We start from the raw sequence: 18,623 nt of genomic DNA, 5'->3' as shown, positions 1-18,623 counted from the left end.
AATGAGCACCTTAACGAAAATGAAGACATTGACGATGGTCCAGGCCATAACGGATGCAATGAGAGTGATGCTTCAGGAAAACGAAGATGTTCTGTTGATGGGTGAGGATATTGGGACGAATGGTGGAGTATTCCGAGCGACTGACGGACTGCAGCAGGAATTCGGTGAAGATCGTGTTCTTGATACACCTTTAAGTGAAGCAGGGTTTATCGGCGCGGCCATCGGGATGGGGTTGAATGGTTTTCGTCCCGTAGCGGAGGTCCAGTTCCTGGGGTTCATTTATCCTGCTTACGAGCAGATCATGACTCATGCTTCCAGAATCCGTGCCCGTACCCTTGGGCATTTTAGCTGTCCGCTTGTGATCAGGGCTCCCTATGGGGCTGGTGTAAGGGCACCTGAAATCCATTCAGATAGTACAGAGGCACTGTTTACCCATATGCCGGGTATCAAAGTGGTTTGTCCTGCAACTCCATACGACGCTAAGGGACTCTTGATTGCCGCCATTGAAGATCCCGATCCCGTCCTTTTCCTTGAGCCGATGAGGTGCTACCGGTCGTCTAAAGAAGAAGTGCCGGAAGAGAAGTACAACGTTGAAATCGGGAAGGGCAAGGTGGTCAAAGAAGGGGAGGATGTCACGATCATTGCCTGGGGTGCAATGGTGAAGGTAGCGGAGGATGCAGCGAGGGAAGCGGCGGACAAAGGAGTCTCGTGTGAGGTCCTTGACCTTAGAACACTTTATCCCCTTGATAAGGACCTCATCTCAAATTCTGTCCAGAAGACGGGAAGAACAGTGGTTGTCCATGAAGCCCATGCCACAGGCGGAGTCGGGAATGATGTACTTGCGATCATCAATGACACATCCTTTTTATATCAGAAAGCGCCGACTGAGCGCGTAACGGGATTCGATACGCCTGTTCCTTATTTCGGATTTGAAGATTTCTATTTACCTGACAGTAAACGTGTGCTTGCTGCAGTGGAAAAAGTGGCACGTTATTAGACAAGGAGGGAGTCCATGGAAGTCAAGCTTCATGATATTGGGGAAGGAATGACCGAAGCCAATATCAATCACTTTCTTGTGAAAGTGGGGGATATCGTGAAAGCGGATCAACCACTTGTGGAGGTTCAAACAGATAAAATGACGGCGGAGATCCCTGCGCCATTTTCAGGTGTAATCAAGGAATTTACGGTGAATGAAGGGGAGACGATCCCAGTAGGGTCGACGGTCCTGCGGATGGAGAAAGAACAAGGTGTGTCGACTGGCAGCCGGCGGATTGTTCCTGAAACCACTCAAATCGTAACGAAAAAAAGAATCCTTGCTTCCCCTTATACAAGGAAAATAGCGAGGGAAAATGGTGTCAACATCGAAGAAGTGAAGGGGTCAGGAGCCGGGGGAAGAATCGTTGATGAGGATGTTCTCCTTTATATGAAAGGCGAAAGCGCGACAACCCCAAGGCAGGCAGAAGAGCGACAAACGGCTGCCTCTCCAGTTTCAGTAGAATCTGCTGGGCATACCATCCCATTCAGGGGCAGACGCAAACAAATCGCATCCAAAATGTCGCAGTCGCTCAGAACGATCCCGCACTGTACCCATTTTGAAGAAATAGATGTTACGAATCTACTAGCCTGGAAAGATACGATGAAGGCAAGTGGAGGGTCCATCTCGATGGGAGCATATTTTATCAAAGCCATTTCAGTTTGTTTAAAAGAGTTTCCGATCTTCAATGCCCGCCTCAATGAAGAGGAAGAGTGTGTCGAGCTTCAAGCGCATCATAATATTGGGATTGCAGTCGACACAGAAGAGGGATTGATCGTTCCTGTCATCAAGCAAGTCGAAAGGAAGACGATGAAGGACATTCACGCTGAAATGAAGGACCTGACCACCAAAGCTCAAGATGGCAAGTTAACGATGAAAGAAATCAAAGGCGGAACCTTTACGGTGAGTAATGTAGGCCCGTTGAACGGATCGATAGGAGCGACTCCGATCATTAACGAGCCGGAAGTTGCCCTGCTTGCGTTTCATAAGACGAAGAAGCGTCCCATGGTGAATGAAAAGGATGAAATTGTCATCCGATCCATGATGAATGTCTCCATGTCCTTTGATCATAGAGTGGTAGACGGCGGGACAGCCGTGAAGTTTACAAATCGATTAAGCGATCTGATTGAACACCCTCAATCCATGCTTCTGGAGTTGATGTAAATGGTAGTGGGAGAAATTACGGAAGATAAAGATGTTGTCGTTATCGGAGGAGGTCCCGGGGGCTATCACGCAGCCATCAGGGCAGCTCGCCTCGGTAGACAGGTAACATTGATCGAACGGGAGGATCTTGGTGGGACCTGCTTGAATAAAGGGTGTATTCCGTCAAAGGTGTTCACGCATTTTGCCCAGGAATTTAAGAAAATGAAGCACCTGAAGGAAATGGGGATGGAGTTTGGAGAAATGGAGGCTAATCTCTCTACCCTTCAACACTATAAAAATAAAAAAATATCCCAGCTGCGAACAGGTGTGGAATCATTGTGCAAAGCGAATAAGGTTGAGGTCGTCAAAGGGTCGGCTTCCTTCCTGTCTGAATCCCGTATCGGGGTTGAAAACGGTCATGAGTTTTCCCTCTTCAATTTCAAAGAGGCGATCGTGGCAACGGGCGGTGATTTTTATTATCCAGAAGGAATCAAGTTTGATTCTGACCGGATCCTGAAGGAAAGAGAGATCTTTCAATTGAAGGACATCCCAGAGGAACTGATCATATATGGGGCCGATTATATTTCACTGGAAACTGCTTCTGTATTCTCCATACTGGGAAGCCGTGTCACCCTTGTATTGGATGGGGAGTTTTCATTTGACTCCGCCATCACCAAAGAACTGTCCCGGCAGCTGAAAAAACAGAAAATCAATGTAATCAAGGATTCCCAGCTGCGAGCGGTCATTGAGAGGGACGGACACCTCATGGTAGAGCTGGAAAAAGAAATCGGAGAAACGATTTCAATCGAAGGCTCTCACTTTGTCATGAGCGGCCAAGTAAGGCCAAACCTATCCGAACTTGGACTCGACCGCCTCCCATTGGAAATAACAGAGCAGGGGTATATCCGGACAGATCGAGAGGGACGGACCTCCATTCCGCATATTTGGGCGATCGGGGATGCGACGGAAGGTCCGTCCCTCGCAGTGAAGGCGATCAAGCAGGGGAAGGTTGCAGCTGAGGCGATGGCTGGCCTCAAGGTGGAAGTGGATCTGCAGTTTGTGCCGACGGTGGTGCAGATGAGCCCTCCGATTGCGTACGCGGGACTTACCGAGGAGGAAGCACGGAAGGAAGGCTATTCCGTCACCGTGAGTGAAAATCCAGTCAGAGGAAATGGGTACGCACAACTCACAGAAGAAAAGGATGGATTCGTGAAAGTCGTGTCAGACATTGAAACGGATGTGGTCCTTGGTATTCATATGATGGGAATGGGAGCAGTCGAGCTGATCACTACCGGTGTCCTTGGCCTTGAGATGGCAGCGCGGGATGAAGACTACCGTTTTCCACTCTATCCCCACCCGAGTATGAATGAAAGTCTACTTGAAGCAGTCGAGGGGTTAAAGGATGATGCCGTGCACATGCCTCCCCGAAAAAAAGAGCTTGCCAGGTAATTGAGGGACGGACTTCATCACAGAGAAGCGTTTAAGCTTTACTAGCCGCTCTTGAGAAGTTCTGTGAAACTATTTAATATAATATTCAGAATATACTAACGTTTAGTGGAGGGATTAGGATGCAAGAAAATGTAGCAAAAAAACAGGTGAAAGTAGAAGATGTATTCCCGGTAAGAGATGTGGACTATTTAGAGTATTATACAGGTAATGCGAAACAGGCCGCTCATTTCTTCTGTACAGCATTCGGCTTTAAGACGGTTGCCTACTCAGGACTGGAAACGGGGAATCGTGACACAGTATCCTATGTACTGCAACAAAACAAAGTCCGTTTGGTGATTACAGGCAGCCTGCACGAAGGAAGCCGAGTGTCCCAATTCGTGAAGCATCACGGAGACGGAATCAAAGACATCGCCCTTGTAGTGGATGATGTTGAAAAGGCTTACACGGGTGCGGTATCCCGCGGTGCGATTGAAATCATGCCCCCTTCCACCCTTGAAGATGATAACGGAAAAGTGAAAAAAGCCATCATTGGTACATATGGGGATACGATTCATACCCTGGTGGAACGTAAAGACTATAAAGGGATCTTCATGCCTGGATTTGAAAAATATGATTCAGCTCTTAAACATGAAGATGCCGGTATCATCGCTGTCGATCACGTCGTTGGAAACGTTGAAAGCATGGAAGAGTGGGTAGAGTATTACGAGAAAGTGATGGGCTTCAAGGAAATGCGTCATTTCACAAACGAAGACATTACAACCGAATACTCAGCGCTTATGTCCAAGGTTATGCATAATGGCGGCCGCATCAAATTCCCGATCAATGAGCCGGCTGAAGGAAAACGCAAATCGCAAATTCAGGAATATCTTGAGTTCTACGGTGGACCGGGAGTTCAGCACATCGCGATCTTAACGGAAGATATCGTGAAAACAGTCGGTATCTTGAAAGAAAATGGCGTGGAGTTCCTCAACACTCCTGATTCCTATTACGAAATGCTTTCAGAGCGTGTCGGGGAAATCGATGAAGAGATTTCGAAAATCAAAGAATTGAATATTTTAGTAGACCGCGATGACGAAGGATACCTCCTTCAAATTTTCACGAAGCCTATCGTGGATCGTCCTACATTATTCATCGAAGTGATTCAACGTAAAGGGGCAAGAGGATTCGGGGAAGGAAACTTCAAAGCACTTTTCGAATCCATCGAGCGCGAGCAGGAACGCAGAGGAAATCTATAAACAATAAAAAATAGATAGATAGAGAATAGATAACGGGGGTCAAAGGACCGGTCAGGGGGTTAACTCATGGAGAGCCGCTTCTACGCTTACGATCGTACAGATTACATATACGATCATAAAACGTGAAGATGAGCTAACACGTGAGTCGACCCCCTTCATCCATGAGGAAAGCGGGGATCCATGTATGACGTTAAAGTTCAAAACAAGAGAAGCGGTCACGCATATCGCTCCATATGTGCTGGGAAAGACACTTGGGGATTTACAGAAGGAGCATAACTTAAGCTCGATCAGAAAGCTGTCGGAGAATGAAAATATATATGGCTGCTCCCCAAAAGTGAAGCAGTGGTTCAAAGAGAACGGAAGCGACCTATTTTTATATCCGGACGGAGCAGCTGTCGATCTTAGTCATAAGGTTTCCACATTTTTAGGGGTTCCGAAAGAACAGCTCGTATTTGGAAATGGATCTGACGAAGTGATCCGCCTGCTGACGAGAGCTTATGTAAGCCCTGGAGATGAAGCCATTATGGCTGATGTTACGTTTCCGAGATATCAGACCAATGTGTTGTTGGAAGGAGGCACACCAGTCATTGTCCCTCTTGTGAATGGAACACATGATTTACAGAGTATGCATGACCATATCACTTCCAATACGAAGCTGATCTTTGTGTGTAACCCGAATAACCCGACTGGCACGATTGTTGGAAAAAAAGAGCTCCTGCAATTTATCGAAAGCGTACCTTCACATATATTAGTGGTGGTGGATGAAGCTTATATGGAATACGTCACAACTGATGACTACCTAGAAACCTTGCCTCTTCTGGCCTCATTCGAAAATTTGATCGTCCTGAGGACATTTTCAAAAATATATGGCCTTGCAGGACTAAGGGTCGGATTCGGTGTCATGAATGAAGAAGTAGCCGAACAGCTACGTAAAGTGAAGGATGTCTTCAATGTGAATACGGTAGCCCAGAAGTCTGCGATCATCGCACTCGAAGATCAAGCGTTCATTAGAGAGTGTACTCATAAGAATGAACAGGGACGTCTATATTTGGAATCTGAATTTGACCGTATGGGTATTTCCTACTTCCCGTCCCAATCAAACTTTATCATGGTCGATACAGGATTGAATGGAGACACAGTCTCCTATGAGCTGGTGAAAAAGGGACTCGTCGTCCGTTCCGGAACGCTTCTCGGGTATCCGACAACGGTTCGGGTCACAATCGGAACAGAAGAGGATAATAAACGGTTCATCCATGCGCTGGAAGCCATTTTACGAAATGAAGGGGTGAACTGAATGGATATCAAACCAGAGACACTCGAGTGGCAGTCAGCCTATAAATTGATGATCGGATCGATTTTGCCAAGACCGATCGCTTTTGTATCGTCCCTTGATAAAGAAGGGAATGCGAATCTTGCACCTTACAGCTTCTTCACTGCTATCTGTGCAGATCCTATGCTTGTCTGCTTCTCTCCCATGAGGAGGGGAAAGGATGGCAGCAAAAAGGATACGCTTGAAAATATCGAAAGCACGAAGGAGTTTGTCATCAATATCGTCAGTGAAGAGTTTGTAGAGGAAATGAACAACTGTGCCATAGAGTTCGATAGAGGCATTGATGAATTCGAACAGGTCGGGCTCACGAAGAAAGAGTCCATTACGGTACAGCCTCCGGGAGTCTCTGAAAGCAAGGTCCAATTGGAATGCGTTCTTCATGAGGTCCTTCACTTCGGCGATCACCCTGGTGCAGGGAGCCTTGTCATCGGGAAGGTCGAATGTGTGAGGATCAATGATGAGCTTTATTACGATGGAAAGATAGATTCAGAGAAACTCAAACCGGTCGGAAGGCTTGCCGGCCAGATGTATACGAAGCCACTATCCGATTCATTTGAATTGATTCGAAAAAGGTGATGACACGTGAAACTGGTTAGTTTTGAGAAAGAAGGAGAAGTACGGGCAGGCTTCCTCCAGGGTGAACTGGTTGTAGACATCCATGTTGTAAGTGGAAAGTGTCTTCCTAAAGATTTGTTATCCATCATCGATCTTGGAGATGAAGGCCTGAAACGAATGAAGGAGCTTGGCACATTTTCAGCGGAGAACGAGGGAGTGTATTCATTACGTGAAGTCGCACTCAAGTCGCCGATTCCAAGACCTGTCAGCATAAGGGATTTCTATGCATTTGAAGAGCATGTGAAAACGGCCCGAAAACGAAGGGGGCTGGATGTGGTTCCAGAGTGGTATGACATCCCCGTCTTCTATTTCACGAACCACTTGGCTGTGAAGGGTCCTCTCGATTCCATCGAAATTCCTACAGGCTGTGAGTGGCTCGATTATGAACTGGAAATCGCCTGCGTCATCGGGAAAAAAGGCAGGAACATTTCCAGGGACAAGGCGGAAGACCATATTTATGGATATGTCGTCATGAATGACTGGAGTGCCAGAGACATTCAGAAGCATGAAATGAAAGTCGGGCTTGGTCCAGCGAAAGGAAAGGATTTTGCTACATCCATCGGCCCGTATCTGGTGACAAAGGATGAACTGGAAGTCTATCGCAACGGTGACCGTTTGGACCTGTCCATGACGGCGAAGGTGAACGGGAGACTCCTATCCGAGGGGAATTATCAAGATATTCATTATACGTTTCTGGACATGATCGAGCGTGCCTCCAAAGACGTCACCCTGTACCCAGGTGAGATCATCGGATCCGGTACTGTAGGTACAGGATGTATCTTAGAGCTTGGGCCTGAAACACACCCGTGGTTGAAGCCCGGGGATGTGGTGGAATTAGAGATTACGGGACTGGGAGTTTTGCAGAATACGATTGCCATGAGAAGAGAGGAGGAAGAGCATGTACTATCGTCAACTGGGGAACATACCTCATAAACGTCACACCATGTTTAAAAAGGATGATGGCACGCTTTACAGGGAGCAGGTCATGGGAACGAAAGGGTTCTCAGGGACACAGTCCATTTTGTATCATCATCATTTGCCGACGGCAGTGGCGAAAACAGAGTATTTAGGGAGTTATATGCCGGAGTTTGAAGAAGAGGGGGCTTTGCGCCACCGACATTTCTTTACAGACAGAGTCGAGAAAAAAGGATGCGCATTGAAGAGTCGTGAGTATTTACTCGGAAATTCGGATCTGCTGATCGGAACGGCTTATGTCACGGAAGAGATGACAAGCTTTTACCGGAATGGTGATGGGGATGAAATGCTTTATATCCATTTTGGGAAAGGGAAAGTGGAAACCATGTTCGGAACGATCACGTATGGAAAAGGGGATTACGTGGTGATTCCGATTGGAACGATCTATCGTGTCGTTCCCGAAGAAGAAACGAAGATGCTGATTGTCGAGTCCTTCAGTCAGATCACAACGCCACGCCGCTATCGCAATGAGTATGGACAGCTATTGGAGCATAGTCCATTTTGTGAACGTGATATACGTGGGCCTGAGACTCTTGCAACCATGGATGAAGAGGGAGAATTCGAGGTGATCACTAAATCCAGGGGTGCCCTTCATTCCCATGTCTTGGATCATCATCCATTGGACGTAGTCGGATGGGATGGATATTTGTATCCGTGGGTATTCAACATTGAAGATTTCGAGCCGATCACAGGCCGTGTCCATCAGCCGCCGCCTGTTCATCAAACGTTTGAAGGGCATAACTTTGTTGTGTGCTCATTCGTGCCGAGATTATATGATTACCATCCGGAATCGATCCCTGCTCCTTATAATCACAGCAATGTGAACAGTGATGAGCTTCTGTACTATGTGGAAGGAAACTTCATGAGCAGAAAGGGAATCAAGGAAGGATCGATCACCCTTCATCCGAGCGGTATTCCACACGGTCCTCATCCAGGAACGACGGAAGCGAGCATCGGAAAAAAAGAAACCTTGGAACTCGCCGTGATGATCGATACCTTTAAGCCGTTGAAGATCGTAAAGAAAGCAAAGGATGTCGAAGATCCAAATTATATGTTTACGTGGGTATAGGTAAAGAATCAATCCAAAGATTTTGGATTGATTCTTTTTTATTTGTACAGAGTTTAAAATGGAAGGATGTCTAAAGTGTGGAAATATATTTCTGTGCGGAATATTATCCAAATCAAGAACTTGCATTTAGATGGTGAAAGGAGGATGAAGTATAAACTTTTATCATATCGTAGGTGAAGGAATTGATTCTTTTTTAATGAATAATCATACAACATTCTCTAGAATTGAAAAAAAGCATTCTCATCTGGGATTTTTCAATGAGAATAACCCATGCCTTTACACAGGTGTCTAAACTCCCCGAACCACCATTCCCACAGGATTTTGTCGAAAAATATATGTCATGCATCCATGCTTGATCTGGAGCTTCCTTTTCCTCCGAAAATAAAAAAATCTCAAAAAAATTTTTAATGCAACAAACTCCATTAGGACAAAGATGTAAGCGTTTACTTATAATCAGATTAATCTAAATAGTCAAATAATTTACAAAAAGCCTGTTGACCTACCCGGAAAACGGGAGTAATATTGTCCTCAATAAAAAAATCTTGAGCCACCGGGAAGCGGCAATGAAAAGCGAATCGAGCCGCACGCCTATCAGGCTCCATTAGTCAACGCACTACCGTTGCACAAATAAATTTCTGAATAATCAAATAAATTACCAGCCGGAAAGGAATGATTAACATGAACGAACAATGGATCTACTTAGACGGACAATACGTAAAAAAGGAAGACGCAGTTGTATCTGTGTACGACCATGGTTTTCTATATGGAGATGGAGTGTTCGAAGGGATTCGAATGTACGATGGGAACGTATTCCGTTTAGAAGAACATGTTGATCGCCTTTATGACTCAGCAAAATCCATCATGCTGCATATCGAGATGTCCAAACAAGAAATGAGTGACATCATCGTTGATACATTGAAAAAAAATCAGCTGGAAAATGCCTACATACGTGTGGTCATTTCTAGAGGTGTTGGAAACTTGGGATTGGATCCATTTACTTGTAGAAAGCCACAAATCATCGTCATTGCAGAACAATTGGCTCTATTCCCTAAAAGCTTATATGAAACGGGCATTGATATCGTGACGGTAGCGAGCCGCCGGAATCGGGCAGATGTTCTTTCTCCGAAGGTTAAATCTCTAAACTACTTAAATAACATTCTCGTTAAAATCGAAGCGAACCTCGCCGGTGTAAGCGAAGCACTGATGTTGAACGATCAAGGATACGTAGCCGAGGGATCGGCGGACAATATCTTCATTGTCAAAAAAGGAAAGATCCTGACGCCGCCTGGATATGTAGGGGCCCTTGAAGGGATCACCCGCAATGCCATCATCGAAATTGCCGAAAAATTAGGGTTCGAGATGAAAGAGGAAGTGTTCACCCGTCATGATGTGTACACAGCAGATGAGGTGTTCTTGACAGGAACCGCAGCCGAGGTCATTGCCGTTGTGAAAGTGGACGGACGAGTGATCGGAGAAGGGAAGCCTGGAAAGTATACAAACCAATTATTACAGGAGTTCAGAAACACTGTCACGCAGGATGGAAGAAAAGTTTACAAACAAAATGCTCAAGTCGGCTAAGTTGGAGGTGATGACGTGCGAAGTGACATGATCAAGAAAGGAATCGACAGAGCTCCTCACCGCAGTTTACTTTATGCGACGGGAGTAAAGCTTGAAGACCTGGAAAAACCGTTTATCGGGGTATGTAACTCCTACATTGATATCATCCCGGGTCATATGCATTTAAACGGATTTGCCCAGGTCGTGAAAGAAGCGATCCGGGAAGCTGGAGGAATCCCCTTCGAATTCAACACGATCGGTGTTGATGACGGGATCGCCATGGGACACATCGGGATGCGGTACTCATTGCCGAGTCGTGAACTGATCGCCGACTCAGCAGAAACCGTCATCAATGCCCACTGGTTCGATGGAGTATTCTACATTCCGAATTGTGACAAGATCACACCGGGTATGCTGATGGCATCAGTCAGAACCAATGTCCCTTCCGTTTTCGTATCAGGAGGCCCTATGGAAGCAGGGGTTTCAAGTGAAGGAAAGCCATTATCACTCGTATCTGTTTTTGAAGGGGTCGGTGCCCATCAGTCAGGAAGGATGACGGCAGAACAGCTTCTTGATATCGAGGCCAATGCATGTCCGACATGCGGATCCTGTTCAGGGATGTTCACAGCGAACTCCATGAATTCCCTGATGGAGATGCTTGGAATGGCTCCACCGGGGAACGGAACAATCGTAGCCACCTCAGAAGAACGGCACAAATTGATCAAGGATGCAGCAAAACACCTGGTGGAAATGGTGAAAAAAGATATCAAGCCAAGAGATATCATAACGGAGGATACGATTGATGACGCATTTGCACTGGACATGGCCATGGGGGGATCGACCAATACCGTCCTTCACACACTGGCCATTGCCAATGAAGCGGAAATCGATTACGACATCAACCGGATCAATAAAGTTGCTGAGCGTGTACCCTATCTATCCAAGATAAGCCCGGCCTCCGATTACTCCATGCAGGATGTACACAATGCCGGAGGGGTCAGCGCCATCATTAAAGAACTTTGTGAAATGGAAGCTGTACACAAGGATCGCATCACGGTTACAGGAAAGTCCCTTTATGAAAATGTGAAGGATGCCCATATTCAAAATGATGATGTCATCCGTCGCAGGGAGAATGCCCACAGTCCAGTCGGAGGATTATCCGTCCTCTTCGGGAATATCGCTCCAAACGGCGGGGTCATCAAAGTAGGGGCAGTCGATCCATCGATTAAAACATTCATGGGAGAAGCGATTGTCTACGAATCCCAGGATGATGCCCTTGCCGGAATCGAAAGTGGGGAAGTGAAAGAAGGGCATGTTGTGGTCATCAGGTATGAAGGGCCAAAGGGTGGTCCGGGAATGCCGGAAATGCTCGCACCGACAGCAGCCATTGCTGGAAGGGGACTCGAAAAGAAAGTCGCCCTCATGACCGACGGACGATTTTCAGGAGCATCCCGTGGTATTTCAATCGGTCACGTCTCCCCGGAAGCGGCTGAAGGAGGACCGATCGGTGTCGTGGAAAATGGAGACGCCATCTTCATTGATCTGACGAACCGGACGATTTCCCTTATGGTATCAGAAGAAGAGTTGAAATTCAGGCATCAGGAGTGGGTACAGCCTCCTCCGAAAATCAAAAAAGGCTATCTGGCAAGATATGCGAAGCTTGTGACATCAGCAAGCACCGGTGGAATCTTGAAAACGGAATAATGGAAAGCGTTGAAGAGGTAAAAGGATTGGGAATCGTATTTTCAGAGAGCTGGTGGTGCTGAGAACCAGTAATACATCCAATACCGACATCCCCTCTGAGTATCGTTCTGAACTCTGTAAGTAGGAACGATCGAGTAGATGATACTCGTTACAAAAACAAAGGCCGGTGAAACCGATCGGCCTGCAAAGGGAGATGCACTGGCATCTCTGAACTAGGGTGGTACCGTGGAAAGGATAAAGACCTTTTCGCCCCTGCGAAAGATGAACTCTGACGTAGTGGGTGGAAAGGTCTTTTTTGTTTGCAAAAGGTGGATGAATAAAGCATGCGTTTTAATATATCCAGCTCCGGCGGCTAGTCCCTCGAGGTCATAAGCCAATCTCGCCAAAAAGGCAACAAACGCCTTTTCAGCGACCTTGCCTTATGCTTGTCGGGCCTGACCGAGCCGCCTGCGCTTTTAAAAAAAGGGAGGAGATACGCAATGAGAGCAAAAGTTGAGGCAGAACCGGCTTCACAGACACTGACAGAAAACGTCAACGGTGCTGATATGCTCATGAAGGCTTTGAAGGAGGAAAAGGTCGAGATTCTGTTTGGGTACCCTGGGGGAGCGGTTTTGCCGATTTACGATGCTCTTTACAAAGCCCCGATCAAGCATGTACTCGCCCGTCATGAGCAAGGGGCCATCCACGCGGCGGAAGGATATGCCCGGGTATCAGGAAAACCGGGTGTCGTCATTGCGACATCGGGACCTGGAGCGACGAATCTTGTGACAGGGATCGCGGATGCCATGATGGATTCACTTCCACTGGTAGTGTTCACGGGGCAGGTAGCTTCAGGGGTGATCGGAACCGATGCATTCCAGGAGGCGGACGTAGTGGGGATTACGATGCCGATCACCAAGCATAATTATCAGGTTCGGGATATTAAAGATTTACCGAGGATCGTGAAGGAGGCTTTTCACATTGCCTCAACCGGAAGACCGGGACCGGTACTCGTGGATATTCCGAAAGATCTGACTCTGCAGCAAGCATTCGCGGTACATGAAGTGGAAATGGACTTACCGGGATATCAGCCTAACTTTCACCCGAATCCTCTCCAAATCAAGAAGCTGGTGGATGCCATCAAGGTTTCAAAACAGCCCGTCATTTTAGCGGGAGCTGGAGTCCTTCATGGGAAAGCAACTGAGGAATTGAAGGCATTCGCAGAACAATATGACATTCCGGTGATCCACACCCTGCTTGGTTTAGGGGGATTCCCGGCAGACCATACACTTTTCTTGGGCATGGCGGGCATGCATGGATGTTATGCCAGTAATATGGCCATCCACGAATGTGATCTGCTCATCAATATCGGTGCCCGGTTTGATGACAGGTTGACTGGGAATCTCGCTACCTTTGCACCAAGGGCCAAAGTGGTCCACATTGACATAGACCCTGCTGAAATCGGGAAGAACGTTGAAACACAGATCCCAATTGTAGCCGATGCCAAGCAGGCACTCGCAAAAATTCTGCAGCATGAAACGGAAAAGCCTGATTTTGATGCCTGGCATCATCATCTGCGCTCTTACAAAAGGAAATATCCTTTCTGGTATAACCAGGCACATGATGTCCTATCACCCCAACGCCTCATTGAGCAGGTGTATGAAATGACGAACGGGGAAGCGGTCGTCACAACGGACGTCGGACAGCATCAAATGTGGGCGGCGCAGTACTATTCTTTTAAAAAGCCGAATAACTGGGTTACATCCGGTGGGCTCGGCACGATGGGATTCGGGTTCCCGGCAGCGATCGGTGCTCAATTAGCGAATCCCGACAGCACGGTGGTTGCTTTTGTAGGAGATGGTGGATTCCAGATGACTCTTCAGGAGCTTGTTCTCCTGAAAGAATTGAACCTTCCTGTGAAAGTGGTCCTTCTCAATAACGGCACACTGGGCATGGTGAGACAGTGGCAGGAAACATTTTTTGAAGAGAGATATTCACAATCGGTTTTTTCCACCCAGCCTGATTTTGTGAAACTGGCTGAATCATACGGAATCAAAGGGTATCAAGTGAAAACCCAGGAAGAAGTAGATACGGTTTTAAAAGCGGCATTAACGAGTGATGAACCGGTTCTCATCGATTGCTGGGTGAATCCGAAGGAAAACGTCTACCCGATGGTGGCTCCAGGAAAAGGATTACACGAAATGTTAGGAGTGAAACCATGAGGAAACGGATTGTAACGGCCCTCGTTCATAACCGAAGCGGTGTCTTGAATCGGGTGACCGGATTGTTTACAAAACGTCAGTTTAATATCGAAAGTATTTCCGTCGGTTATACAGAAGTCGAAGGAATTTCGCGGATGACCTTTGTCGTCAATGTAGAGGACGATCGTAAAATCGAGCAGCTCTTAAAGCAGCTCCATAAACAGATTGATGTCCTCAAGGTGTCCGATATCACCGATCAAGGAGTGGTCGCCAGGGAACTGGCCCTCATCAAAGTCCTGAGTACAGGCCAGACCCGATCCGAAATCAACGGCATTGTTGAACCGTTCAGGGCCGCGATCATTGATGTGGCAAGGGACAGCGTAACAGTTCAGGTAACCGGGGAGACATCCAAGATCGAAGCGATCATTGACCTGTTAAGACCTTATGGAATCAAAGAGATCGCCCGAACCGGCATCACGGCATTTGCAAGGGGCAATGGAAAATCGGTCACGGATTTGAAACAGTATTCGATTGTGAATTAGAAGTAACTTAAAAAAACTTATTATTCAAAAAATGGAGAGGATGAGGGAAATGGTAAAGGTATATTATAACGGAGATGTAAATGAAGAGGTTCTAAAAGGGAAGAAAGTAGCGGTTGTCGGCTATGGTTCACAGGGTCACGCACATGCGCAGAACCTGAAGGAAAGCGGCTTTGATGTTGTAGTCGGATTGCGAAAAGGAAAGTCATGGGACCAGGCGGAAAAAGACGGCTTCGATGTCTACTCCGTGCGGGAAGCGAGCGAACAGGCAGATGTCATCATGGTTCTCCTGCCGGATGAGCATCAGCCGAAAGTGTATGAAGCGGAAATCAAACCGGCATTGTCAGCAGGAAAGGCATTGGCATTTGCACACGGATTCAATATCCATTTCCATCAGGTCGTTCCGCCGGAAGACGTAGACGTTTTCCTTGTAGCACCGAAAGGACCGGGGCATCTCGTAAGAAGGACGTTTGAAGAAGGAGCCGGTGTACCTGTACTTTTCGGGGTTTATCAAGACGCTACCGGCCAAGCAGCTGAACTGGCCCTAGCCTATGCAAAGGGTGTAGGGGCAGGGCGTGCCGGAATCCTAGAAACATCATTCCAGGAAGAAACGGAAACCGATCTATTCGGGGAACAGGCGGTCCTTTGCGGAGGGGTGACATCCCTTGTCAAAGCAGGGTTCGAAACTCTTGTCGAAGCCGGTTATCAAAAAGAAGTTGCCTATTTCGAGTGTTTACACGAATTGAAGCTGATCGTCGACCTGATGTATGAGCAGGGACTGGAAGGGATGCGCTATTCGATTTCCGATACCGCTCAATGGGGGGATTTCGTGTCAGGACCACGGGTCGTGAACGAAGAAACGAAAGCCCGCATGAAGGAAGTTCTGACGGATATCCAAACAGGAAAATTTGCGAAGGGATGGATCCTGGAGAACCAGGCAAACCGACCGGAATTCAACGCCATCAACCAACGTGAGAGCCAGCATCCGATTGAAGTCGTTGGCAGGGAGCTTCGTAAAATGATGCCATTTGTACAGAAACCTTCTACTAAAGAAAAGGAAGTGGTAGCGAGTGCGAACCATTGAGATCTTTGACACGACTCTACGGGACGGTGAACAGTCAGCCGGTGTGAATCTGAATACGATTGAAAAAATCGAGGTGGCGAAGCAGCTTGAAAGACTGGGTGTTGACATTATTGAAGCTGGATTTCCTGCAGCTTCAAAAGGAGACTTCGATGCTGTACAGAGGATCGGTTCCACTATTAAAAACAGTTCCGTAACGGGGCTGGCGCGGGCTCAGCAAAGAGACATTGATGCAGTATGGGAATCCCTGAAAGGAACGGCGGAACCAAGGCTGCATGTCTTCCTTGCCACTTCGCCCATCCACATGACCCATAAGCTGAAGATGACACCGGATCAGGTCATCGATACCGCCGTCCAGGCCGTACAATATGCGAAGAAATTCTTCCCCGTCGTTCAGTGGTCGGCAGAAGATGCTTGCAGGTCGGATCTCAATTTCCTGGTCAAAATCATGGAAAGGGTCATTGATGCGGGAGCTTCAGTCATCAATCTCCCTGATACGGTGGGGTATATCACCCCTCATAAATACGGCGAACTGTTTCGATACGTAAGGGAAAACGTCCCGAATATCGACGGTGTGAAGCTTTCGGCACACTGTCATGATGATCTTGGTATGGCGACTGCCAACTCCCTTGCAGCCATCGAAAACGGAGCCGACCAAATTGAAGGGACCATTAACGGTATCGGTGAACGTGCCGGTAATGCAGCCCTGGAGGAAGTGGCGGTCGCACTTCGGATCCGTGAAGATTTTTACGGAGCGACAACCCGGCTTAAATTAGACGAAATTAAGAAAACCAGTTCTCTTGTCAGCAAGCTGACGGGAATGAGGGTACCCGCTAATAAAGCAGTCGTCGGTGACAATGCCTTTGCCCATGAATCAGGCATCCATCAGGATGGAGTACTGAAAGAAAAAACGACATACGAAATCATCACTCCGGAACTGATCGGAGTAAACTCGAATCGTCTGGTACTCGGGAAACACTCAGGCCGCCATGCTTTCAAAAATAAGGCCGTCGAACTGGGCTTTGAACTGAGTGATGAAAAACTGAATGAAGCATTTCATACGTTTAAAGATTTGGCAGACAAGAAGAAGGAAATCGTCGATGAAGATCTCTTCAGCATCCTGACCAATAAGCAGACGGAGATGGCCGAATCTGTCGGTTTTACTTTAGAACGAATGCAGGTTCAATACGGCATGGACAATATACCGACAGCCACAATCGAGTTGAAGTTCGAGGACGGAAGCGTAACGAGGCTCGCTTCAACGGGATCAGGAAGTGTAGAAGCCATCTACAACACAATCGAGAAAATCCTTCCAGAGTCTTCAAAATTGCTGGATTACAAGATCAACTCGGTCGGCGGGGGCCGGGATGCCCTGGCAGAAGTATATGTAAGACTTGAATATGACGGAGAAAAGACAAGCGGACGCGGAACGGCCCAGGATGTACTGGAAGCATCGGCCCGTGCGTACTTAAACGCAGTGAACCGACTATCTCAACGGAAATCTCAACAAAGGGAAAGAGTAGAAGCCAGTTTGTAAGATCAAGGTCCCTGAAGTCAGGGGCCTTCCCTAAAACCAATAAGCAGGAGGTAATTCTAATGAAGAAAAAAATCGCTGTACTACCAGGAGACGGTATCGGTCAAGAGATTATGGACGGGGCATTAGAAGTACTGAAGGCAGTGGGTGATTGGTTCGGCCATGAATTCGAAGTGGAGAAAGGATACATCGGCGGCTCTGCTGTAGATCGCTTTGGTACGCCATTACCTCCTGAAACGATCAAGCTTTGCAAAGGGAGTGATGCCGTCCTATTAGGTGCTGTCGGAGGACCGAAATGGGAGCATCTGCCGAAGGAAACCCGTCCGGAAAAAGGGCTCCTGGCCATCCGCAAAGAGTTCGATTTATTCGCGAACCTGCGCCCGGTGAAGGCATTCGAGAGCCTGCTCGGTGCCTCTCCTTTAAAGCGCGAAATCGTGGAAGAGGTAGACTTAGTGATTGTCCGCGAACTGACAGGAGGATTGTACTTCGGTCAGCCGTCCGGTCGCCAGGGGAAACGGGATGAAGTAGCCGTTGACACACTGGTCTATGAAAAAAGTGAAATCGAACGGATCGTCCACAAAGCCTTTAAGCTTGCTCAGAAGCGCAAGAAGAAATTAACCTCCGTCGACAAGGCAAATGTTTTGGAAACTAGTCGAATGTGGCGGGAAGTCGTGAATGAAGTGGCGGTTGAATATCCGGATGTAGAAGTGGAGCACATGCTGGTTGATGTAGCGGCGATGAAGCTGATGTATCAGCCGAAGCAATTCGATGTGCTGGTGACAGAGAATATGTTCGGGGATATCCTGAGCGACGAAGCCTCGATGATCACAGGCTCACTGGGCATGCTGCCATCCGCAAGCCTGAGGGGAGACTCTTTCGGACTGTATGAACCGGTTCACGGGTCAGCCCCTGATATTGCAGGAAAAGGAAAAGCCAATCCTCTTGCCATGATTTTGTCGGTAGCCATGATGCTTCGTCATTCCTTCGGTTTAAAAGAAGAAGCGGAAATGATTGAAATGGCCGTCCAGGAAGTCTTGAATGCAGGATACCGTACAGGAGACCTTTGGACAATGGGGCGTGGAACCGTTGTCGGTACAGGTACCATGAGCCAGATGGTGGTGGAGCGACTGGAAGCCGATCACGCCCTATCTTCAATCTTGGCGGCTTACTTATAAAATT

The 18,623-nt window shown here is 47.5% G+C and carries 15 protein-coding genes and 1 other annotated feature; all 15 genes read left to right on the top strand.

The window, feature by feature from the left end; translation table 11 throughout:
* Position 1 precedes the first annotated feature (1 nt).
* The 15 genes from KYJ26_RS13635 to leuB all read left to right on the top strand — a co-directional run bounded on the left by KYJ26_RS13635 (position 2) and on the right by leuB (position 18,619).
* Positions 2 to 997 carry an alpha-ketoacid dehydrogenase subunit beta gene (locus KYJ26_RS13635; RefSeq protein ID WP_307513926.1) on the top strand — a complete coding sequence of 332 codons (996 nt, stop codon included), beginning with the start codon at positions 2 to 4 and terminating at the stop codon, positions 995 to 997.
* Between the two features lie 15 nt (positions 998 to 1,012).
* Complete coding sequence (locus KYJ26_RS13630) at positions 1,013 to 2,197, top strand: dihydrolipoamide acetyltransferase family protein (RefSeq protein WP_219167949.1); 1,185 nt, start codon at positions 1,013 to 1,015, stop codon at positions 2,195 to 2,197.
* Positions 2,198 to 3,625, top strand: coding sequence for a dihydrolipoyl dehydrogenase (gene lpdA, locus KYJ26_RS13625; protein ID WP_219167948.1), 1,428 nt, complete (start codon positions 2,198 to 2,200; stop codon positions 3,623 to 3,625). It abuts the gene before it with no gap.
* 119 nt (positions 3,626 to 3,744) lie between these two features.
* Positions 3,745 to 4,860, top strand: coding sequence for a 4-hydroxyphenylpyruvate dioxygenase (gene hppD, locus KYJ26_RS13620; protein WP_219167947.1), 1,116 nt, complete (start codon positions 3,745 to 3,747; stop codon positions 4,858 to 4,860).
* Between the two features lie 184 nt (positions 4,861 to 5,044).
* Positions 5,045 to 6,154 (top strand): histidinol-phosphate transaminase, encoded by a 1,110-nt coding sequence (gene hisC, locus KYJ26_RS13615; RefSeq protein WP_219167946.1) that lies wholly within the window; start codon positions 5,045 to 5,047, stop codon positions 6,152 to 6,154.
* The gene (locus KYJ26_RS13610; RefSeq protein WP_219167945.1) at positions 6,155 to 6,766 is read left to right on the top strand and encodes a flavin reductase family protein; all 612 of its coding nucleotides are present in this window, start codon (positions 6,155 to 6,157) and stop codon (positions 6,764 to 6,766) included.
* Between the two features lie 6 nt (positions 6,767 to 6,772).
* A complete protein-coding gene (locus tag KYJ26_RS13605) occupies positions 6,773 to 7,738 on the top strand; it encodes a fumarylacetoacetate hydrolase family protein (protein WP_219167944.1) in 966 nt (321 codons plus the stop codon).
* Positions 7,704 to 8,849: a homogentisate 1,2-dioxygenase gene (locus KYJ26_RS13600; RefSeq protein ID WP_219167943.1), complete on the top strand. Its 1,146-nt coding sequence runs from the start codon at positions 7,704 to 7,706 to the stop codon at positions 8,847 to 8,849. The genes KYJ26_RS13605 and KYJ26_RS13600 overlap by 35 nt, the downstream gene beginning before the upstream one ends.
* 678 nt (positions 8,850 to 9,527) lie before the next feature.
* Complete coding sequence (ilvE, locus tag KYJ26_RS13595; protein WP_219167942.1) at positions 9,528 to 10,427, top strand: branched-chain-amino-acid transaminase; 900 nt, start codon at positions 9,528 to 9,530, stop codon at positions 10,425 to 10,427.
* Between the two features lie 15 nt (positions 10,428 to 10,442).
* Positions 10,443 to 12,110 (top strand): dihydroxy-acid dehydratase, encoded by a 1,668-nt coding sequence (gene ilvD, locus KYJ26_RS13590; RefSeq protein WP_219167941.1) that lies wholly within the window; start codon positions 10,443 to 10,445, stop codon positions 12,108 to 12,110.
* Positions 12,111 to 12,367, top strand: a binding site (T-box leader).
* Between the two features lie 222 nt (positions 12,368 to 12,589).
* Positions 12,590 to 14,311, top strand: coding sequence for an acetolactate synthase large subunit (ilvB, locus tag KYJ26_RS13585; RefSeq protein WP_219167940.1), 1,722 nt, complete (start codon positions 12,590 to 12,592; stop codon positions 14,309 to 14,311).
* A complete protein-coding gene (gene ilvN / locus KYJ26_RS13580; protein ID WP_044339131.1) occupies positions 14,308 to 14,832 on the top strand; it encodes an acetolactate synthase small subunit in 525 nt (174 codons plus the stop codon). The genes ilvB and ilvN overlap by 4 nt, the downstream gene beginning before the upstream one ends.
* 49 nt (positions 14,833 to 14,881) lie before the next feature.
* Entirely contained in the window at positions 14,882 to 15,913 is a 1,032-nt protein-coding gene (gene ilvC / locus KYJ26_RS13575; protein WP_219167939.1) for a ketol-acid reductoisomerase, read from the top strand.
* Complete coding sequence (locus KYJ26_RS13570; RefSeq protein WP_219167938.1) at positions 15,900 to 17,447, top strand: 2-isopropylmalate synthase; 1,548 nt, start codon at positions 15,900 to 15,902, stop codon at positions 17,445 to 17,447. The genes ilvC and KYJ26_RS13570 overlap by 14 nt, the downstream gene beginning before the upstream one ends.
* 59 nt (positions 17,448 to 17,506) lie before the next feature.
* Positions 17,507 to 18,619 (top strand): 3-isopropylmalate dehydrogenase, encoded by a 1,113-nt coding sequence (leuB, locus tag KYJ26_RS13565; RefSeq protein ID WP_219167937.1) that lies wholly within the window; start codon positions 17,507 to 17,509, stop codon positions 18,617 to 18,619.
* Positions 18,620 to 18,623: the final 4 nt, after the last annotated feature.

The sequence above is a fragment of the Rossellomorea orangium genome (genome assembly GCF_019334305.1).
Lineage (GTDB): Bacteria > Bacillota > Bacilli > Bacillales > Bacillaceae_B > Rossellomorea.
Note: the sequence above shows the minus strand (reverse complement) of the source record. Positions and strands in the feature narration are given on the sequence as shown.